The organism is Albirhodobacter sp. R86504, from assembly GCF_042466415.1.
Taxonomy (GTDB): domain Bacteria; phylum Pseudomonadota; class Alphaproteobacteria; order Rhodobacterales; family Rhodobacteraceae; genus Albirhodobacter.
Genome location: NZ_JAXHCH010000002.1, coordinates 938,857 through 954,835, shown reverse-complemented (window position 1 = coordinate 954,835; position 15,979 = coordinate 938,857). Strand labels below are relative to the sequence as shown.

Annotated in this window: 12 protein-coding genes; 11 read left to right on the top strand and 1 reads right to left on the bottom strand. The window is 58.4% G+C overall.

Going from position 1 to position 15,979, the window contains the following annotated elements:
- Positions 1-1,149: a bifunctional 2-C-methyl-D-erythritol 4-phosphate cytidylyltransferase/2-C-methyl-D-erythritol 2,4-cyclodiphosphate synthase gene (locus SJY32_RS06560; protein ID WP_376873093.1), complete on the bottom strand. Its 1,149-nt coding sequence runs from the start codon at positions 1,147-1,149 to the stop codon at positions 1-3.
- A 272-nt stretch (positions 1,150-1,421) separates the two neighbouring features.
- Between SJY32_RS06560 and dusB the strand changes: the two genes are divergently transcribed.
- The 11 genes from dusB (at position 1,422) to tsf (ending at position 15,588) form a co-directional block, all read left to right on the top strand.
- The gene (gene dusB, locus SJY32_RS06555; protein ID WP_376873091.1) at positions 1,422-2,435 is read left to right on the top strand and encodes a tRNA dihydrouridine synthase DusB; all 1,014 of its coding nucleotides are present in this window, start codon (positions 1,422-1,424) and stop codon (positions 2,433-2,435) included.
- A complete protein-coding gene (locus SJY32_RS06550; RefSeq protein WP_376873088.1) occupies positions 2,432-3,496 on the top strand; it encodes a nitrogen regulation protein NR(II) in 1,065 nt (354 codons plus the stop codon). The genes dusB and SJY32_RS06550 overlap by 4 nt, the downstream gene beginning before the upstream one ends.
- A 14-nt stretch (positions 3,497-3,510) precedes the next feature.
- Positions 3,511-4,890 carry a response regulator gene (locus tag SJY32_RS06545; RefSeq protein ID WP_376873086.1) on the top strand — a complete coding sequence of 460 codons (1,380 nt, stop codon included), beginning with the start codon at positions 3,511-3,513 and terminating at the stop codon, positions 4,888-4,890.
- Between the two features lie 129 nt (positions 4,891-5,019).
- Complete coding sequence (locus SJY32_RS06540) at positions 5,020-7,290, top strand: ATP-binding protein (protein ID WP_376877623.1); 2,271 nt, start codon at positions 5,020-5,022, stop codon at positions 7,288-7,290.
- Positions 7,283-8,686 (top strand): sigma-54-dependent transcriptional regulator, encoded by a 1,404-nt coding sequence (locus SJY32_RS06535; RefSeq protein WP_376873084.1) that lies wholly within the window; start codon positions 7,283-7,285, stop codon positions 8,684-8,686. The genes SJY32_RS06540 and SJY32_RS06535 overlap by 8 nt, the downstream gene beginning before the upstream one ends.
- Positions 8,687-8,822: 136 nt before the next feature.
- Entirely contained in the window at positions 8,823-10,199 is a 1,377-nt protein-coding gene (gene trkA / locus SJY32_RS06530) for a Trk system potassium transporter TrkA (protein WP_376873081.1), read from the top strand.
- Positions 10,199-11,785: a TrkH family potassium uptake protein gene (locus tag SJY32_RS06525; protein ID WP_376873078.1), complete on the top strand. Its 1,587-nt coding sequence runs from the start codon at positions 10,199-10,201 to the stop codon at positions 11,783-11,785. The genes trkA and SJY32_RS06525 overlap by 1 nt, the downstream gene beginning before the upstream one ends.
- Before the next feature lie 254 nt (positions 11,786-12,039).
- Positions 12,040-12,273, top strand: coding sequence for an RNA chaperone Hfq (hfq, locus tag SJY32_RS06520; RefSeq protein ID WP_376873076.1), 234 nt, complete (start codon positions 12,040-12,042; stop codon positions 12,271-12,273).
- A 56-nt stretch (positions 12,274-12,329) separates the two neighbouring features.
- Positions 12,330-13,601, top strand: a complete 1,272-nt coding sequence (gene hflX / locus SJY32_RS06515) for a GTPase HflX (RefSeq protein WP_376877621.1) — start codon at positions 12,330-12,332, stop codon at positions 13,599-13,601.
- A 229-nt stretch (positions 13,602-13,830) separates the two neighbouring features.
- Complete coding sequence (gene rpsB, locus SJY32_RS06510) at positions 13,831-14,586, top strand: 30S ribosomal protein S2 (protein ID WP_376873074.1); 756 nt, start codon at positions 13,831-13,833, stop codon at positions 14,584-14,586.
- 123 nt (positions 14,587-14,709) lie between these two features.
- Positions 14,710-15,588, top strand: coding sequence for a translation elongation factor Ts (tsf, locus tag SJY32_RS06505; RefSeq protein WP_376873071.1), 879 nt, complete (start codon positions 14,710-14,712; stop codon positions 15,586-15,588).
- Positions 15,589-15,979 lie beyond the last annotated feature (391 nt).

Sequence of the window (15,979 nt, the reverse complement as noted above, 5' to 3'; positions counted from 1 at the left end):
TCATGCGCCTTTGATAAGTGTGGCTGTGGCGATGGAGGCGATACCTTCTTCACGGCCGGTAAATCCTAACCGCTCGGAGGTGGTCGCCTTGACAGAAACGCGGCTGACCTCAATGGCGAGAATATCCGCAAGCCTCGCCATCATCACCGTCGCATGCGGCCCAATCTTGGGGCGTTCGCACACGATGGTGACATCTACATTCGAAATTGCAAAGCCCATTTCGCGCGCCAGATTGCCGGCGTGGCGAAGGAATATGTCGGAGGAGGCGCCTTTCCACTGCGGGTCGCTGGGCGGAAAATGACGACCAATGTCGCCTTGCGCGAGGGCACCGTAGAGGGCGTCCGTCAGCGCATGCATCGCAACATCGGCGTCAGAATGCCCCAAGAGCGCTTTATCGTGGGGGACTTCGATGCCGCATAAGATGACCTTATCGCCTTGGCTGAAGGCGTGGACATCGTAGCCATTGCCTAATCTGATATCCATTTTCGAGCTCCTTGCGATCATCTTTTCGCCGCGCACGAAATCGTCGGGCCATGTGATTTTGATATTGTCTTCAGACCCTTGTACGATCTGGGTGATGATACCTGACGCGCGCGCGATTTCAACGTCATCGGCCGCGTTTTGTTCGGGGTCATACGCGCGGTGCGCGTCCAGGATGGCGCGCAGATCGAAGCCCTGCGGCGTTTGCGCCCGGAAAAGGCCCTCGCGATCAGCACTGTCGCGCACAACGCCATTGTCGCCGCGCCACAGCGCGTCTGTCACTGGTAGGGCTGGTGCGGCGGCTGGTGCGGCTTTGAGCGCATCGATCACCCGCTGAATCACCGCCTGATCAACGAATGGGCGCGCGCCATCATGGATCAGAACTTTAGAAATATTATTAGGATCAATAAGTTCTAGTGCATTCCTCACACTCGATATGCGCGTGGCGCCGCCCGCGACCAAGATTACATCCCCTCCGAACAGGGTAACGCCCTGCGCCATATCGTCAGGGTGCAGCACGACGATGATGCGTTCGATATCGGCGCGTCGGAAACATGCGACACTGCGCTCGAGCACAGTCATCCCGCCCAATTGACGCCACTGTTTTGGCGGTCCTTCGCCTGCGCGCGTGCCGCGCCCTGCGGCCACGATAATTGCTGCGATCGTCATGTCGGGTCCGTCTCTTGGTGAAGTCTAGGCTGGTTTATCCTGACCCGTGGGCGGGCGCAATCAAAGGGGGATAAAGGTATGTGATTAAAAAATGGGCATATGCATATTTATAGCGCCGGAAAAGCGCGCTATGCATTGGAATCTTGGGGGTTGGCGGCTATCACATAGGCAAGCGCTGCTGAAATATGCGGCTTATGGCTTCTTTAGCAGGTCGGTCGCCCTGATCCATTTGATCGACCTGCGCATAAATGACGGATTAAGTTGGCAACCTGATGATCAAGATTGGTCCATATCTTCTCGACCCTCCGGTGTTCTTGGCGCCGATGGCAGGGATTACCGATCTGCCGTTTCGCAAGATGGTGGCGCGTTTCGGGGCTGGGTTGCTGGTCTCCGAGATGGTGGCCTCAGGCGAGATGCTGACCGCGAAGCCTTCGGTGCGCGCGAAGGCAAGAACGGATCTCGGGCTGGATATGGGGGGCGTCATCTCCTCGGTGCAGCTTGCGGGCCGTGAGGCAGCGCCAATGGGCGAGGCGGCGCGAGCAGTTGCCGACATGGGGGCCAAGATTATTGATATTAATATGGGGTGCCCCGCGAAAAAGGTGACGGGCGGGGCGTCCGGCTCGGCTTTGATGCGGGATCCTGATCACGCCCTGACATTGATTGAGGCCGTGGTGGAGGCGGTCGATTTGCCGGTGACGCTCAAGATGCGTCTGGGCTGGTGTGATGAGAGTTTGAACGCAGCCGATATTGCGCGGCGCGCCGAGGCGGCAGGCGTGCAGATGATCGTCGTGCATGGCCGCACCCGGATGCAGTTCTATAAAGGTGCGGCGGATTGGAAAGCGATCGCGCAGGTCGTTGAGGCGGTTGATATCCCCGTTGTGGCCAATGGCGATATCATCGACGCGGCCTCGGCCAGACAGGCGTTGACGGACTCGTCGGCGCGCGGGGTGATGGTGGGGCGCGGCGCTCAGGGCGCGCCGTGGCGGTTGGCGCAGATTGCGCATGAACTCCACGGGTCAATCGCACCTGAAATTCCCAGCGCAAATGCGTTAAGTGACTTTATATCAGAACACTACGAGGCGATCCTCATGTTTTACGGTAAGGATGTCGGGCTGCGCCTCGCGCGCAAGCACTTGGGTTGGTACGCGGATGAGCTGGAGGCGCCCCTCAAAGCGCAGATGCAGACCTCAAGTCAAACGGATGAGGTTTTCGCGCTGATCCGTGAGGCATTTTCCTCCCCCGAAATCGGCGCGCGCGGGGCACGATCGGTGGGGGCCGCAGCATGAGCCTTCCTGATGTATTCGCCCTTTGGTCCAGCCTGCCGATGCCCGCCATTTTGATTGACGGTGAAGATCGCATGGTTGAAATCAACCCCGCCGCGGAAAGCTATCTGAACCTGTCGGCCAAATCCCTGCGCGGTCATTCGATCTTGGAGCGCCTCGCAATTTCCGCGCCGCTTGAGGATGTGTTTGAGCGTGTCCGGACGAGCCGCGCGGATGTGTATGTCTCGGAGGTCGATCTGACCACGGGCGAGCGCGCGCCGGTGATGTGTTCGTTGCAAGCCGCGCCGGTGGGCGATGATCCGCATGCGCTGCTGATTACTTTCATCCCGCGCGAGCGGGGATCGGTTCTCAACCGTGCGGGATCGGTGAAATCTGCTGCGCGGTCCGCGATTGGCATGGCCGAAATGTTGGCGCATGAAATCAAAAACCCGCTCGCGGGGATCGCGGGCGCGGCGCAACTTTTGTCGATGAACTTGACGGGGGATGATCTGGAACTCACCGATCTCATCGTTGATGAAACACGCCGTGTCGTGAAGCTCCTCGAACAGGTCGAACAGTTCGGCAATGTGCGCCCACCCGAGCAGCACGAGGTGAACATTCACGATGTGCTGGATCGTGCACGTAAATCTGTCGCGATCGGTCACGGGGCGCATATGCGCATTTCGGATGATTACGATCCCTCCTTGCCCGCTACTTTGGGCGACGGGGATCAGTTAACGCAGGTATTTCTCAACCTGCTCAAGAACGCGTCCGAGGCGACACGCGGTGCACCGGGCGAGATCAAGCTGCGCACCTATTACGATCATGGGCTGCGTGTGCGGGGGGCGGACGGCAAGTCGCGCGCGCTTCCGCTTCAGATCGAAGTGATCAATTCCGGCCCCGGCATTCCGCCGGAGATTGCGGGCGAGCTCTTCGAGCCTTTCGTATCTGGCCGCGAAAACGGCACGGGGCTTGGCCTCGCGCTCGTCTCAAAAATCATTTCGGAGCATGGCGGTTGGGTCTCGGTTGACTCAAAGCCCGGCCGCACCTGCTTCCGCATTTCTTTACCCGTTGCGCCTAATTAACTGGAGACACACGAATGGATGGCACTGTCCTTGTTGCAGATGACGACCGCACGATCCGCACTGTTTTAACGCAGGCGTTGACGCGTGCAGGCTGTAAGGTCCACGCGACGGCGTCTCTCAACACGCTGATGCGCTGGGTTGAGGAAGGGAAGGGCGATCTGGTCATTTCTGACGTTATGATGCCCGACGGAAACGGCCTTGAGGCGCTGCCGCGCATCGGGCAGGAGCGGCCCGGCCTTCCGGTGATCGTGATCTCGGCGCAAAACACCATCATGACGGCGATTCAGGCAGCCGAGGCGGAGGCGTATGACTACCTGCCCAAGCCCTTCGATTTGCCTGATTTGATGAAACGCGCCGCCAAGGCATTGGAACAAAAGCGCCGCAGCCAGCCAGCCCGCACGGGCGAGCCGAGCTTGCCTGAGGCGGCGTCTGATCTGCCATTGGTTGGGCGCACGGCTGCGATGCAAGCGCTCTACCGTCTCGTTGCGCGGGTGATGAACGCGGATCTGACAGTGTTGATCACGGGCGAAAGCGGGACGGGTAAGTCCTTGATTGCGCGCGCCATTCATGACTTTTCCGATCGTCGGACGATGCCATTTGTTGTGGCGCAAGCGGCCGAGTTGCAGGGCGCTGACGGGCCATCACATTTGCTGAGCAAGGTGAAGGGCGGCTCGCTGGTCTTCGATGAGGTTGGCGATTTTGATGAGGAAACTCAGGCGCGGATCGTGCGGATGTTGGATGCGCTGCCTGAACAAGCGCCGCGGATCATGGCGACAAGCCAGATTGATTTGAAGGCCAAGATGGAGGCCGGCCATTTCCGTCAGGATCTTTACTACCGCCTCGGCGGCGTCGCGCTGACGGTTCCATCATTGCGTGAACGGGTTGAGGATATTCCGCTTCTGGCCGAGCATTTCTTGGGCCGTGCCGAACGCGATGGGCTTGGCCTGCGTCGCTTCTCCAACGATGCAATGGCACTTGTGCGCGCGTTTAGCTGGCCCGGAAACGTGCGGCAGTTGGAAAACACCATCCGCCGTCTGGTCGTGACCTCGCCCGAAGAGGAAATCACCCGCGCCGAGGTCGAGGCCGTTTTGGGCAACCAGCCGATGATGGAGCCGAGCCGCGGTGCGTTGGGCGCAGATGCAGAGAAACTCTCCGCTTCCGTGGCCCGTCATCTCAAACGCTACTTCGATCTTCATGGCGGCAATCTTCCGCCAGAGGGGCTTTATGATCGGATTTTGCGCGAGATTGAGGCACCCTTGATCGAGATTTCCCTCGATGCAACGGGCGGCAATCAAGCAAGATGTGCTGATCTGCTCGGGATCAACCGCAATACGTTGCGCAAAAAGATCACCGATCTGGATATCCAAGTGACACGCCGCCGTAGACTGATGTAAGAGAGTGATGTAAAAGCGCAACAGGGGCGTTGCGTTTCGGTGATCGGGATTCGCGCTGACATGATCGCGCTTTGATCGGTTCGGGGGACGTGAGTGAGAGTAGCGCTGAATCAGACAATCTGGGATCGGATGAATCGCTTGCGGCGGATGCGGCGTTTCCAAAACGTCGCTACGTTATCTCTGGTGGTTCTTGGGCCGGTTTTGGCGGTCGTAACCTATCTGATGCTCGGTCCGCTCGCCCAAGGGGGCGGATCGACGGCCTTGCGTCTGACGCTTCTCGCGGATTTTATCTACTTTTTACTGTTAGCGACCATGGTCTTGTCGCGGCTCTTACGGATCGTGGCGGCCCGGCGGTCTCGTTCGGCGGGCTCCCGATTGCATGCGCGTCTGACGGGGGTGTTCGCGGGCATCGCGCTCGTGCCGACGGTGCTCGTGGCGATATTTGGCGGGCTGACGGTGAATATCGGGCTGGAGGGCTGGTTCTCGGACCGCGTGCGCGAAGTTGTGGGCACCTCGCTCGCCACTGCCGAAGCCTATCAGCAAGAGCACCGCGATGACTTGACGCAGGATATTCTCGCACTCGGCGGGTATCTGGATTTGCGGCGCCAAGCGTCAACGTTTATGCCCGACGGCGATCTGCGCGAATTGCTGACCGAGGGACAGAGCAAGATCCAGCGTGGGTTGCGTGAGGCCTATGTCATTGACGGGGTCGGCGAAATTCGCGCGCGCGGTGAGCGCAGCTATCTGTTCGACTTCGAGAAACCTTCGCCAAGCGATATCGCAAGCGCGAAAGCAGGTGAGACGGTTTTGATCGAGGATTGGGATGCCAGCGAGTTTCGCGCGCTGATCCAGCTGGATGCATTTGTTGACCGCTATCTCTACGTGTCGCGGCTGGTGGATGGCGAGCTTTTGTCACTGTTGGATGACACCCGCGAAACCGTGGGCCTGTATCAACAATTAGAGGCAACCCGCGGTAAGGTGCTTTTTGAATTCGGCCTTGTGTACATCGGCTTTGCTCTGATCCTGATCCTCGCGGCGATCTGGTTGGGGCTGTGGTTTGCAGAACGGCTGTCGCGTCCGATTGGGCGCCTTGCGCTCGCGGCGGAGCGTGTCGGTGCTGGCGATTTGGATCAGCGGGTGGTCGAGGATGACGGCGATGACGAAATTGCGACTTTGGGTCGTAATTTCAATACGATGACGCGTCAACTTAAAGGGCAGAGATCCGAGCTGATCGAGCATAACCGCGAAATTGAGGAGCGTCGGCGGACGTTTGACTCCGTGCTGTCGTCGGTCACGTCTGGTGTGATCGGGCTTGATGCGGAGGGGCGGATCGACTTCGTTAATCGTTCTGCGACGCGTTTGTTGGAACTTCACGCCGTGATGTCGCATAACCTTCTTCTGGAGGAGGCAGTGCCTGAGTTTTCCGGCCTTATCAAACGGTTACAGTCCGGCGTTCATGAGATGGTTCAAGAGGAAATCCGCGTCTCACGGGGGGGGAGGTTGGAAAGCCTCTTGGTGCGAATGGCCTTGCGGGAAAGCGGAGACGGCGCTCCCGAAGGATATGTGGTGGCGTTTGATGATGTCACGGAGCTTGTGTCGGCGCAGCGCATGGCAGCATGGGGCGATGTTGCGAGGCGCATTGCGCATGAAATCAAAAACCCGCTCACGCCAATCGCGCTTTCGGCCGAGCGTATTAAACGGAAATTCGCGAAGTCGATGACCGCTGAAGATGCTGAGGCTCTGGATCAATACACTGGCGTCATCATACGTCAAACCAATGACTTACGGCGCATTGTTGACGAGTTCTCGAAATTCGCAAGGATGCCCGAGCCTGATCGACGCGATAGTGATTTGACGCAAATCTTGCGCGATGCGATCACCTTGCAAGAAACCGCGCTACACGACGGCGTGTTGGTCGGTACGGTGTTGAGTACAGATCTGCCGCAGGGGCCTGCGACGGTCGAGATAGACCCGACGATGATCGGACAAGCCTTGACCAATCTCATCAAGAATGCGGGGGAAGCCATTGAAACGCTTTTGGAAAAAGGCGCTCCTGAAGGCTATCAGCCCGAGCTTCGCATTCAGATGGCCGAACGCGCGGATCACGTTTTGATCCGTATCAGCGATAACGGCATTGGCCTTCCACTTGACCGCGCGCGCCTGTTCGAGCCCTATGTTACGACGCGCGAAAAGGGCACGGGGCTTGGCCTCTCAATTGTTAAGAAGATCATCGAGGAGCATGGCGGAACGCTCGTGCTTCATGATGCACCCGCTTTTTCACCCGACGCCCATCATGGCGCTCTGGCGGAAATTCGTCTCCCGCGGGCGCGCATTGCGCCGCGAGCGATCAAAGACCGCGAACCGGTCGTAAACACGAACTTATTGGCAGGCCATGAGTGATATTTTAATTGTTGATGACGAACGCGATATTCGTGAGCTGATTTCAGACATTCTTAAAGATGAGGGATTTTCCACCCGTCTGGCGGCGAATTCCGATGAATGCATTGAGCACATCAATCAGGAACAGCCTGCGCTGATGATCCTCGATATTTGGCTGAAAGACAGCCGGATGGACGGCATCGATATTTTAAAACAGGTCAAGCGGAACAATCCGGACGTCCCTGTGGTCATCATTTCAGGCCATGGGAACATCGAAATCGCTGTCGCGGCAATCAAGCAAGGTGCTTATGATTTCATCGAAAAGCCCTTTAATATCGATCAGTTGATGGTTGTGATTTCGCGCGCAATGGAAACGTCACGCCTTCGGCGTGAGGTGACGACGCTCAAGCGTGGGGATGGGGGCTTGGGGGAAATGCAGGGCGCATCGGTTGCGTTCCGTAAGCTCAAGGAGTTGCTCGATAAGGTTGCGCGCTCAAACGGGCGCGTGATGCTGTCGGGTGAGCCCGGTTCGGGCAAAGAAATGGCGGCGCGCTACATCCATGCGGGCTCGGCGCGGGCAGCGGCCCCGTTTGTGACAGTCACATCCGCGACGATCGCGCCGGACCGGATGGAGGAAGTTTTGTTCGGCTACGAGACGGCCGAGAAGGGCGCCGAGAAAGGCCTTTTGGAACAGGCACATGGCGGCGTTATCTACTTTGACGAAGTTGCGGATATGCCGCTTGGGACGCAAAGTAAAATCCTGCGCGTTCTGACCGAGCAACAATTCACGCGCGTTGGCGGCACGGACCGCGTGCGGGTCGATCTTCGCGTGATCTCCTCAACAACGCGCAACCTCGCCGAGGAGATTGCTGCGGGTCGCTTCCGTCAGGAACTCTATGATCGCCTCAATGTGGTGCCTGTCGTAGTTCCGGCCCTATCGGAGCGGCGCGAGGATATTCCGTTGCTCGCGTCGTATTTCATCAACCATTTCAATCAGGTGCAGGGCCTTCCTGCGCGCCAGATTTCGCCTGATGCTGCGGCGATGATGCAGACGATGGAGTGGCCCGGCAATGTGCGTCAATTGCGCAATGTGATTGAGCGGATCTTGATATTGGGCGACGACAGCAGCGTGATCGAACCTGCGGAGCTCCAAGGCGATGCCGCGCCATCGGATGACGGTCGTTTGCTCTTGGGCGGCCAATTGGCGACATTGCCGCTGCGCGAGGCGCGGGAATTGTTTGAACGCGAATATCTTCTGACGCAAATCAATCGGTTTGGCGGGAATATTTCGCGGACAGCGAATTTCGTCGGCATGGAGCGTTCGGCGCTGCACCGGAAGTTGAAATCATTGGGCGTTGTCACCTCCGCGAAGGCGGGGGGGCGCATGGTCAATGCGGATGAGGATTTTGACAGCTAAACAAGTGGTTGCGAGATGTTTCTCACGTTTCGCTTCAGGTTTGTGAAAGCGCAGGGCATTGCCCTATCTCTCGCGCGAATTGACCTTCGGGCGGCAAAATGCGATGTGAAGTCTTTGACCCTTTCGGGAGAGTGGCATGAAGGTGATCATCTGTGGCGCGGGTCAGGTCGGCTGGCAAATCGCGCGGCATCTCTCGGGGGAACGAAACGACGTAACGGTCGTTGATCACAATCCTGAATTGGTGCGCCGAGCGACAGATACCCTTGATGTTCAAGGGGTTACCGGATTTGCTTCACACCCCGACGTGTTGGAGCGGGCAGGGGCGCGCGATTGCGACCTGTTGATCGCCGCGACCCATTCTGACGAGGTCAATATGATGACCTGCCAAGTCGCGCATTCGGTGTTCAACATCACCCGCAAGATCGCGCGGGTGCGCAATCAAAGTTATATGTTGCCGCAATATGGCGATCTTTACCGCCGCGACCACCTGCCGATTGATGTTATCATCAGCCCCGAGCGCGAGGTCGCTGAGGCCGCTTTGCAACGTCTCGCCGCGCCCTCGACCTTCGATACCGAGAGCTTCATGGGCGGAAAATTGCAGTTTCTTGGCATCTCTTTGGAAGATGAATGTCCGGTTCTCAACACGCCTTTGCGTCAGTTGACGGAGCTCTTCTCGACGCTGCGCGCGATCGTTGTCGGCGTCCGGCGCGAGGGCCGTTTGTTCGCGCCAGAGCCAGGCGATCAATTGTTCGCGGGCGATCAGATCTACGTCTTCTCGCATTTTGAAGATGTCGGCCGGACACTTGAAATCTTCGGTAAGGCGTCGAAAAAGCAAGAGCGCGTGGTGATTATCGGGGGGGGCAATGTCGGCCTCGCCGTTGCGCGCGCCTTGGAAGCACGCACGGATCGGGTGCGCGCGAAGATGATCGAGAAAAACCGCGATCAGGCCGAGCGCGCCGCCGATGAGTTGGAGCGCACCATCGTTTTGCACGGCGACGGGATGTCAGCAGAGCTGCTGGAGGAAGCCAATATCGAGCGCGCGGATGCGGTGCTGGTGGTGACTGATGACGACAAAACGAACATTCTCGTCGCGGTGCGTGCCAAGCAGGCGGGCTGTCCAATGGCGATCAGCCTTGTGAACGATCCGACTTTGGTCGGGCTGATGGGGCCGCTTGATATCGATGCTTATATCAACCCGCGCGCCACAACCGTGTCGTCGATTTTGCGCCACATCCGTCACGGCAAAGTGCGTGCGATCTATTCGGTGGGCGATGCGGAGGCGGAAGTCATCGAGGCGCAAGTCTTGGGGACGTCGCCAATTTCGGGCCGGCTGGTGCGCGATATTCCGTTCCCCGAGGGGGTTTTGGTCGGGGCGATCCAGAAGGGCGACCGCGTTGAAAAGCCGCGCGGCGATCTGAAGGTGGAGGAGGGCGATGTCATCACGCTCTTCGCGTTGAGCGCCGATGTGCCGGAGGTAGAGCGCCTCTTGCAGGTCTCTATTGATTTCTTCTAATGCGGAAGCTTGCTGATTTTCCCCTCGTGGTGATCTTGATGGCGCTTGGGGCGATCTCGATGATCGTCCCCGCGATCCATGCGCTTGCGGTTGATAACATTGTTATTGCAAGGCATTTTTTCTACGGCGGCATTTTGCTTTTGTCGATTACCGTTATTTTCGGCCTCGCTGCGGCCTCAAACCCGAGCGGCCCTGCCGCACGCAGCCATCTTTTGGCGATGGTGTTCTTCTTCACGATTTTACCGCTGATGTTCGCGGTGCCGTTCAACGAAAGCCTTCCTGATACCGGCCTTTTGAACGCGTGGTGGGAGATGGTCTCGGCGTTGACGACAACAGGCGCCACGCTCTATTCGCCCGATCGCCTGCCCGATACGCTGCATCTTTGGCGCGCGCAGGTGGGCTGGATGGGCGGGTTCTTCATCTTAGTCATGGCGATTTCGGTGCTGGCGCCCCTGCGGATCGGTGGATTCGAAGTGTTCTTCTCGGCGCGCGGTACGACGGCGGGCCATAATGCGGCCTCCGATACGGCCCAGCGAGCGACCGAGGCGGCGTCGCGGGCGGCGGGTTTTTCGGGCGCCGCGGCGTTGTCGGGGTTTGAGCGCGCAGCGCATCCGGGTGAGCGGATCTTGCGGTACACGCGGATCATCGGCCCTGTTTATCTGGGGTTAACGGCGCTTTTATGGGTCGTTTTGCTGATAGCAGGGGATACGCCCCTGATAGCGCTGTGCCATGCGATGTCGACGCTTTCGACGTCAGGCATTTCCCCGATCGGCGGCCCGAGCATGGCGCCGTCGGGGTTTGGCGGGGAGGTCATGATCTTCATTTTCCTCGGCTTTGCGCTAACGCGGCGGTTTTGGCCGGGGGGCGGAGAGCTGCGCGTGTCGGAAAAGATCACACGCGATCCCGAACTCAAGCTCGCGGTGGGCATAGTGATCTTCGTCCCTGCGGTCTTGTTCTTGCGCCATTTCATCGCGGCGCTCGAAGTGGCCGTTGAGCCGTCCGTGACGATGGTGCTTTCATCGATTTGGGGTAGCATGTTTACCGTCCTGTCCTTCCTGACGACAACGGGTTTTGAATCGGCGGGTTGGAACGAAGCGCGCAGTTGGTCTGGCTTGGGCACGTCGGGCCTGATTTTGGCGGGGTTGGCGATTATCGGGGGCGGTGTGGCGACGACGGCGGGCGGGGTGCGTTTGCTGCGCGTCTACGCCCTTTTGCGCCACGGAGAGCGCGAGTTGGAACGCATCGTTCATCCCTCCTCCATTGGCGGCGGCGGTGAGATGGCGCGGCGGTTGCGGCGCGAGGGCGCATATATGGCGTGGATCTTCTTCATGCTGTTCGCGCTGTCTGTCGCGGCAGTGATGATGGCGGTGTCCGCGACAGGTTTGCCTTTCGAGCCTGCGACGATCCTGTCGATTGCGGCTTTGTCGAACACCGGGCCGCTGGCGGTTGTCGCGGGCGATGCGCCATTGTCTTGGGCCGATCTATCGGATCTCACGAAGGCGGTGCTGGCTTTGGCGATGGTCTTGGGGCGGCTGGAGACGCTGGCGCTGATTGCGCTCTTTAACCCTGATTTCTGGCGCGCCTGACGGCATTTGGGGGTCACGCGGGGCGCTTCGCAAACCGGTCGCCGTCGCAGATGAGCGATGCGAAAGCGGCACAGGTTTGCGATGATTTATGTCGGTCCGCCATATGTTTTATTTTTAGGGCTGGAAACTCCGGTTCCATTCGGCATAGTTAGCACGTGGCGGTACGGTCTCCCGCCACAAGCTGCCGTCTGGCCCTCTGCCAGACATCTCTGCTGGTAGTCGCGAAAGGGCCGTCAAGAACAAGGCTAAGACAAATGGCTGCAGATAAACAAAACCTTCAGGACGCTTTCCTTAATCACGTCCGCAAGACTAAAGTTCCGGTCACGATTTTCCTGATCAACGGCGTGAAGCTTCAGGGCGTTATCACGTGGTTTGATAATTTTTGTGTGCTTTTGCGCCGTGATGGTCAATCGCAGCTTGTCTACAAGCATGCGATCTCGACGATCATGCCGGGCGCACCGATTTCGCTCTATGAGGGCGAAGAGTAACCTTGACGCATTCTTCCGAGGCAGAGCCGACCCGCGCTTACGTGCTCCATCCTGATATGAAGGGGGGGCTGCACCGTCGTATGCCAGAACATGGCTTGGCGGAGGCGGTGTCATTGGCGGCGGCGCTGCCCGGAATCGATGTCTTGGGCGGGGAGGTTGTGCGCCTGCCCAAAGCCCATGCGGGGCATCTGTTCGGCACGGGTAAGATGGCCGAGCTGAAAGAAAAATTGAAATCAGACCATATCGAGTTGGTTTTGGTGGATGGGCCGGTGACGCCCGTTCAGCAGCGCAACTTGGAGAAGGAATGGGGCGTCAAGCTGCTTGACCGGACCGGCCTGATTTTGGAGATTTTCGCTGACCGTGCGCGCACGCGGGAGGGCGTCTTGCAAGTTGAGCTTGCGGCGTTGCTGTATCAGCGCACGCGGCTCGTGCGGGCATGGACCCACCTTGAACGCCAGCGTGGCGGGTTGGGGTTTGTCGGCGGGCCGGGCGAAACACAGATCGAGGCCGATCGCCGCGCCATTGATGATCAGGTCATTCGCATCAAGCGTCAGCTCGATAAGGTCGGCAAGACACGCGAGCTGCACCGTGCGGCGCGGCGCAAGGTGCCGTTCCCTGTGGTGGCGCTTGTGGGGTACACGAACTCCGGCAAGTCGACGTTGTTTAACTATGTCACCGGCGCGGATGTGATGGCAAAGGATATGCTGTTTGCCACGCTGGACCCGACGATGCGCGGGCTGACCTTGCCGTCTGGTCGCAAGGTGATCTTATCGGATACGGTCGGGTTTATCTCGGATTTGCCACACCAGCTCGTTGCTTCCTTCCGCGCGACGCTTGAAGAAGTGCTGGAGGCGGATCTCGTGCTGCATGTGCGCGACATTTCGCACCCCGAGACGGAAGAACAGGCAGCGGATGTGGGCGAGATCCTCGAATCTCTCGGCGTCGACGAGGATGTGCCTTTCGTTGAGGTCTGGAATAAAATTGACAGCCTGTCCGCCGAGATGCGTCAATCGCTTTTGGGCAAAAACGATCATAGCGCAGATGTGCAATCGATCTCGGCGCTCACAGGGGACGGAATTCCGACGCTGCTCGCGGCGATTGAGGCGCATCTGACCCAAGCCAAAGAGCGGGCGCGGTTGGAATTGACCTTTGCGCAGGGCGACAAGCGCGCCTGGCTGCATGAGGCCAATGTCATCGTGGCCGAGCGCCAGACGGAAACCGGCTGGACGATTGACGTTCTTTGGACGCAAGAGCAGGCCGGCCGCTACGGCATCGCGCCCCCCGAGAAGCCGGAAGAGCCGCCAAAACAGGGCGGTTGGCAGCCCTAAATCGCGGCCCCTCACACGGATTGGGCGGTAAACCGACATAAAAGCCGCTTTGCGCGTGTTTTGATCCAAAACCCCGCATTTCATCCTTGCAGCACAGGCAAAACCGCGTTATCTCGCGCGCACTTCACAGGCGGGGGCGGGCTCTCAGGGGAGAAATCCTTGAACAGTCCACCGGTTGGGTTATGCCCTCATCCCCCGCTCAGGCTTAAACCGGAAAAGGACCAATATAATGGCGCTTCCCGAATTCTCGATGCGTCAGCTCCTCGAAGCTGGCGTTCACTACGGTCACCAAACGCAACGCTGGAACCCGCGCATGGGCGAGTTCATCTACGGCGAGCGTAACGGGATCCACATCCTCGACCTCACCCAAACCGTGCCGATGCTGGACGCTGCTTTGCAAGCTGTCCGTGACACCGTCGCAAAAGGTGGCCGCGTTCTGTTCGTCGGCACCAAGCGCCAAGCGGCAAAGCAAGTTGCTGAAGCTGCTGAGAAATGCGCACAGTACTACATGAACCACCGCTGGCTCGGCGGCACGCTGACCAACTGGAAAACCGTTTCCCAGTCGATCGCGCGCCTCAAGCAAATCGACGAAGTGATGGCAAGCGGTGCAGAAGGCCTCACCAAGAAAGAGCGCCTCGGCATGGAACGCGAGCAGATCAAACTCGAAGCGTCCTTGGGCGGTATCCGCGACATGGGCGGCCTTCCTGATCTGCTGTTCATCATCGACGTGAACAAAGAAGATCTCGCAATCTTGGAAGCTCAAAAGCTGGGTATTCCGGTTGTGGCTGTGGTTGACACCAACTGCTCGCCAAAAGGCGTTGATTACGTGATCCCAGGCAACGACGATGCTGCTCGCGCAATCGCACTCTACTGCGACCTCGTTTCGCGCGCCGCGCTCGACGGTATGACCGCGCAAATGGGCGCTGCTGGCGTTGATCTCGGCGCGTTGGAAGACGCACCGGAAGAAGAAGCCGCTGAAGCCTGATTGATTTGAGAGGCGCCCGATATGGCGCCTCTCGTCACGCTAAGACGTGCATCTTGGATGTCACATCTTTGATACCGGGCAGGGGTAACCCTGCCATAGGCATTTCATTCGAGGAGAGCCAATATGGCAATCACCGCAGCTATGGTGAAAGAACTGCGCGAATCCACCGGCGCAGGCATGATGGACGCTAAAAAAGCGCTGACCGAAAACAATGGTGACATGGAAGCCGCTGTTGACTGGCTCCGCACCAAAGGTCTCGCGAAAGCCGCGAAAAAATCGGGTCGCGTTGCTGCTGAGGGCCTCACGGCTGTTGCAGTTGAAGGCGGCGTTGGCGTTGCGGTTGAAGTGAACTCCGAAACCGACTTCGTTGGTAAGAACGCTGACTTCCAGAAAATGGTTGCGGGCATCGCGACTGTTGCACTGACCGTTTCGGATATCGATGCGCTCAAAGCGGCTGATCTGAACGGCAAAACCGTTGAGACGGTTGTGACCGAGGCTGTTGCTGTCATCGGCGAGAACATGACCATCCGCCGCATGGAGCGCGTTGAAGGTCCGGCAGTTGTGTCCTACGTGCACAACGCTGCTGCGCCGAACATGGGCAAAATCGGTGTTCTGGTGGCCATGTCGGCCGAGAACGAAGCTTTCGGGAAGCAAGTCGCGATGCACATCGCTGCGACGAACCCTGCATCGCTGTCGGAAGCTGACCTGTCGCCAGCAGTCGTCGAGAAAGAGCGTCAAGTTCAGATCGACATCGCGCGCGAGTTGGGCAAGCCTGAGGCCGTGATCGAAAAGATGATCGTAGGCCGGATGCAGAAATTCCTGGAAGAAGTTACGCTTCTCAACCAGAAATTCGTCATCAACCCGGACATCACTGTCGGTCAAGCCGCTAAAGAAGCTGGCGTGGAGATCCTCTCCTTCGCACGCGTCGAAGTTGGTGAAGGCATTGTTGTCGAGAAAGAAGATTTCGCAGCTGAGGTCGCTAAGACCATGTCTGGCGCTTAATTTTCTTAAGCACTGTTATGAAGCGCCGCCCTTCGGGGCGGCGTTTTTCATTTTGGGGGCATACAATCCTTACGTTCACCGCCCAATGACGACGGCGCCGTACATCACGACGACGATCCGGATAGTACATCACATCTGGGATGACTTGATTGGGGGATGACTTGATTTAGGAGAACCGGCTGTGATCTGCAAATTACACAACACACCACACTAAAACGCGCAGACCACATCCCGGTTTCCCGATGGGGCGAACCCCTGTTCCCTGGCCGAAGCCACCACTCATGGAACTGTTGGATACTGCCCTACTTCGTGCTCGTAATCTAGTGAGGGATTCCAGAAGTTACCATTAGGTAAGCTTTTTTATCACGTCGAAGCAAAAACCGCAGATTGT

Coding starts and splice junctions, on each gene's coding strand:
- SJY32_RS06560 (WP_376873093.1), bottom strand. CDS start 1,149: ATGACGATCGCAGCAATTATCGTGGCCGCAGGGCGCGGCACGCGCGCA.
- dusB (WP_376873091.1), top strand. CDS start 1,422: ATGATCAAGATTGGTCCATATCTTCTCGACCCTCCGGTGTTCTTGGCG.
- SJY32_RS06550 (WP_376873088.1), top strand. CDS start 2,432: ATGAGCCTTCCTGATGTATTCGCCCTTTGGTCCAGCCTGCCGATGCCC.
- SJY32_RS06545 (WP_376873086.1), top strand. CDS start 3,511: ATGGATGGCACTGTCCTTGTTGCAGATGACGACCGCACGATCCGCACT.
- SJY32_RS06540 (WP_376877623.1), top strand. CDS start 5,020: ATGAATCGCTTGCGGCGGATGCGGCGTTTCCAAAACGTCGCTACGTTA.
- SJY32_RS06535 (WP_376873084.1), top strand. CDS start 7,283: ATGAGTGATATTTTAATTGTTGATGACGAACGCGATATTCGTGAGCTG.
- trkA (WP_376873081.1), top strand. CDS start 8,823: ATGAAGGTGATCATCTGTGGCGCGGGTCAGGTCGGCTGGCAAATCGCG.
- SJY32_RS06525 (WP_376873078.1), top strand. CDS start 10,199: ATGCGGAAGCTTGCTGATTTTCCCCTCGTGGTGATCTTGATGGCGCTT.
- hfq (WP_376873076.1), top strand. CDS start 12,040: ATGGCTGCAGATAAACAAAACCTTCAGGACGCTTTCCTTAATCACGTC.
- hflX (WP_376877621.1), top strand. CDS start 12,330: ATGAAGGGGGGGCTGCACCGTCGTATGCCAGAACATGGCTTGGCGGAG.
- rpsB (WP_376873074.1), top strand. CDS start 13,831: ATGGCGCTTCCCGAATTCTCGATGCGTCAGCTCCTCGAAGCTGGCGTT.
- tsf (WP_376873071.1), top strand. CDS start 14,710: ATGGCAATCACCGCAGCTATGGTGAAAGAACTGCGCGAATCCACCGGC.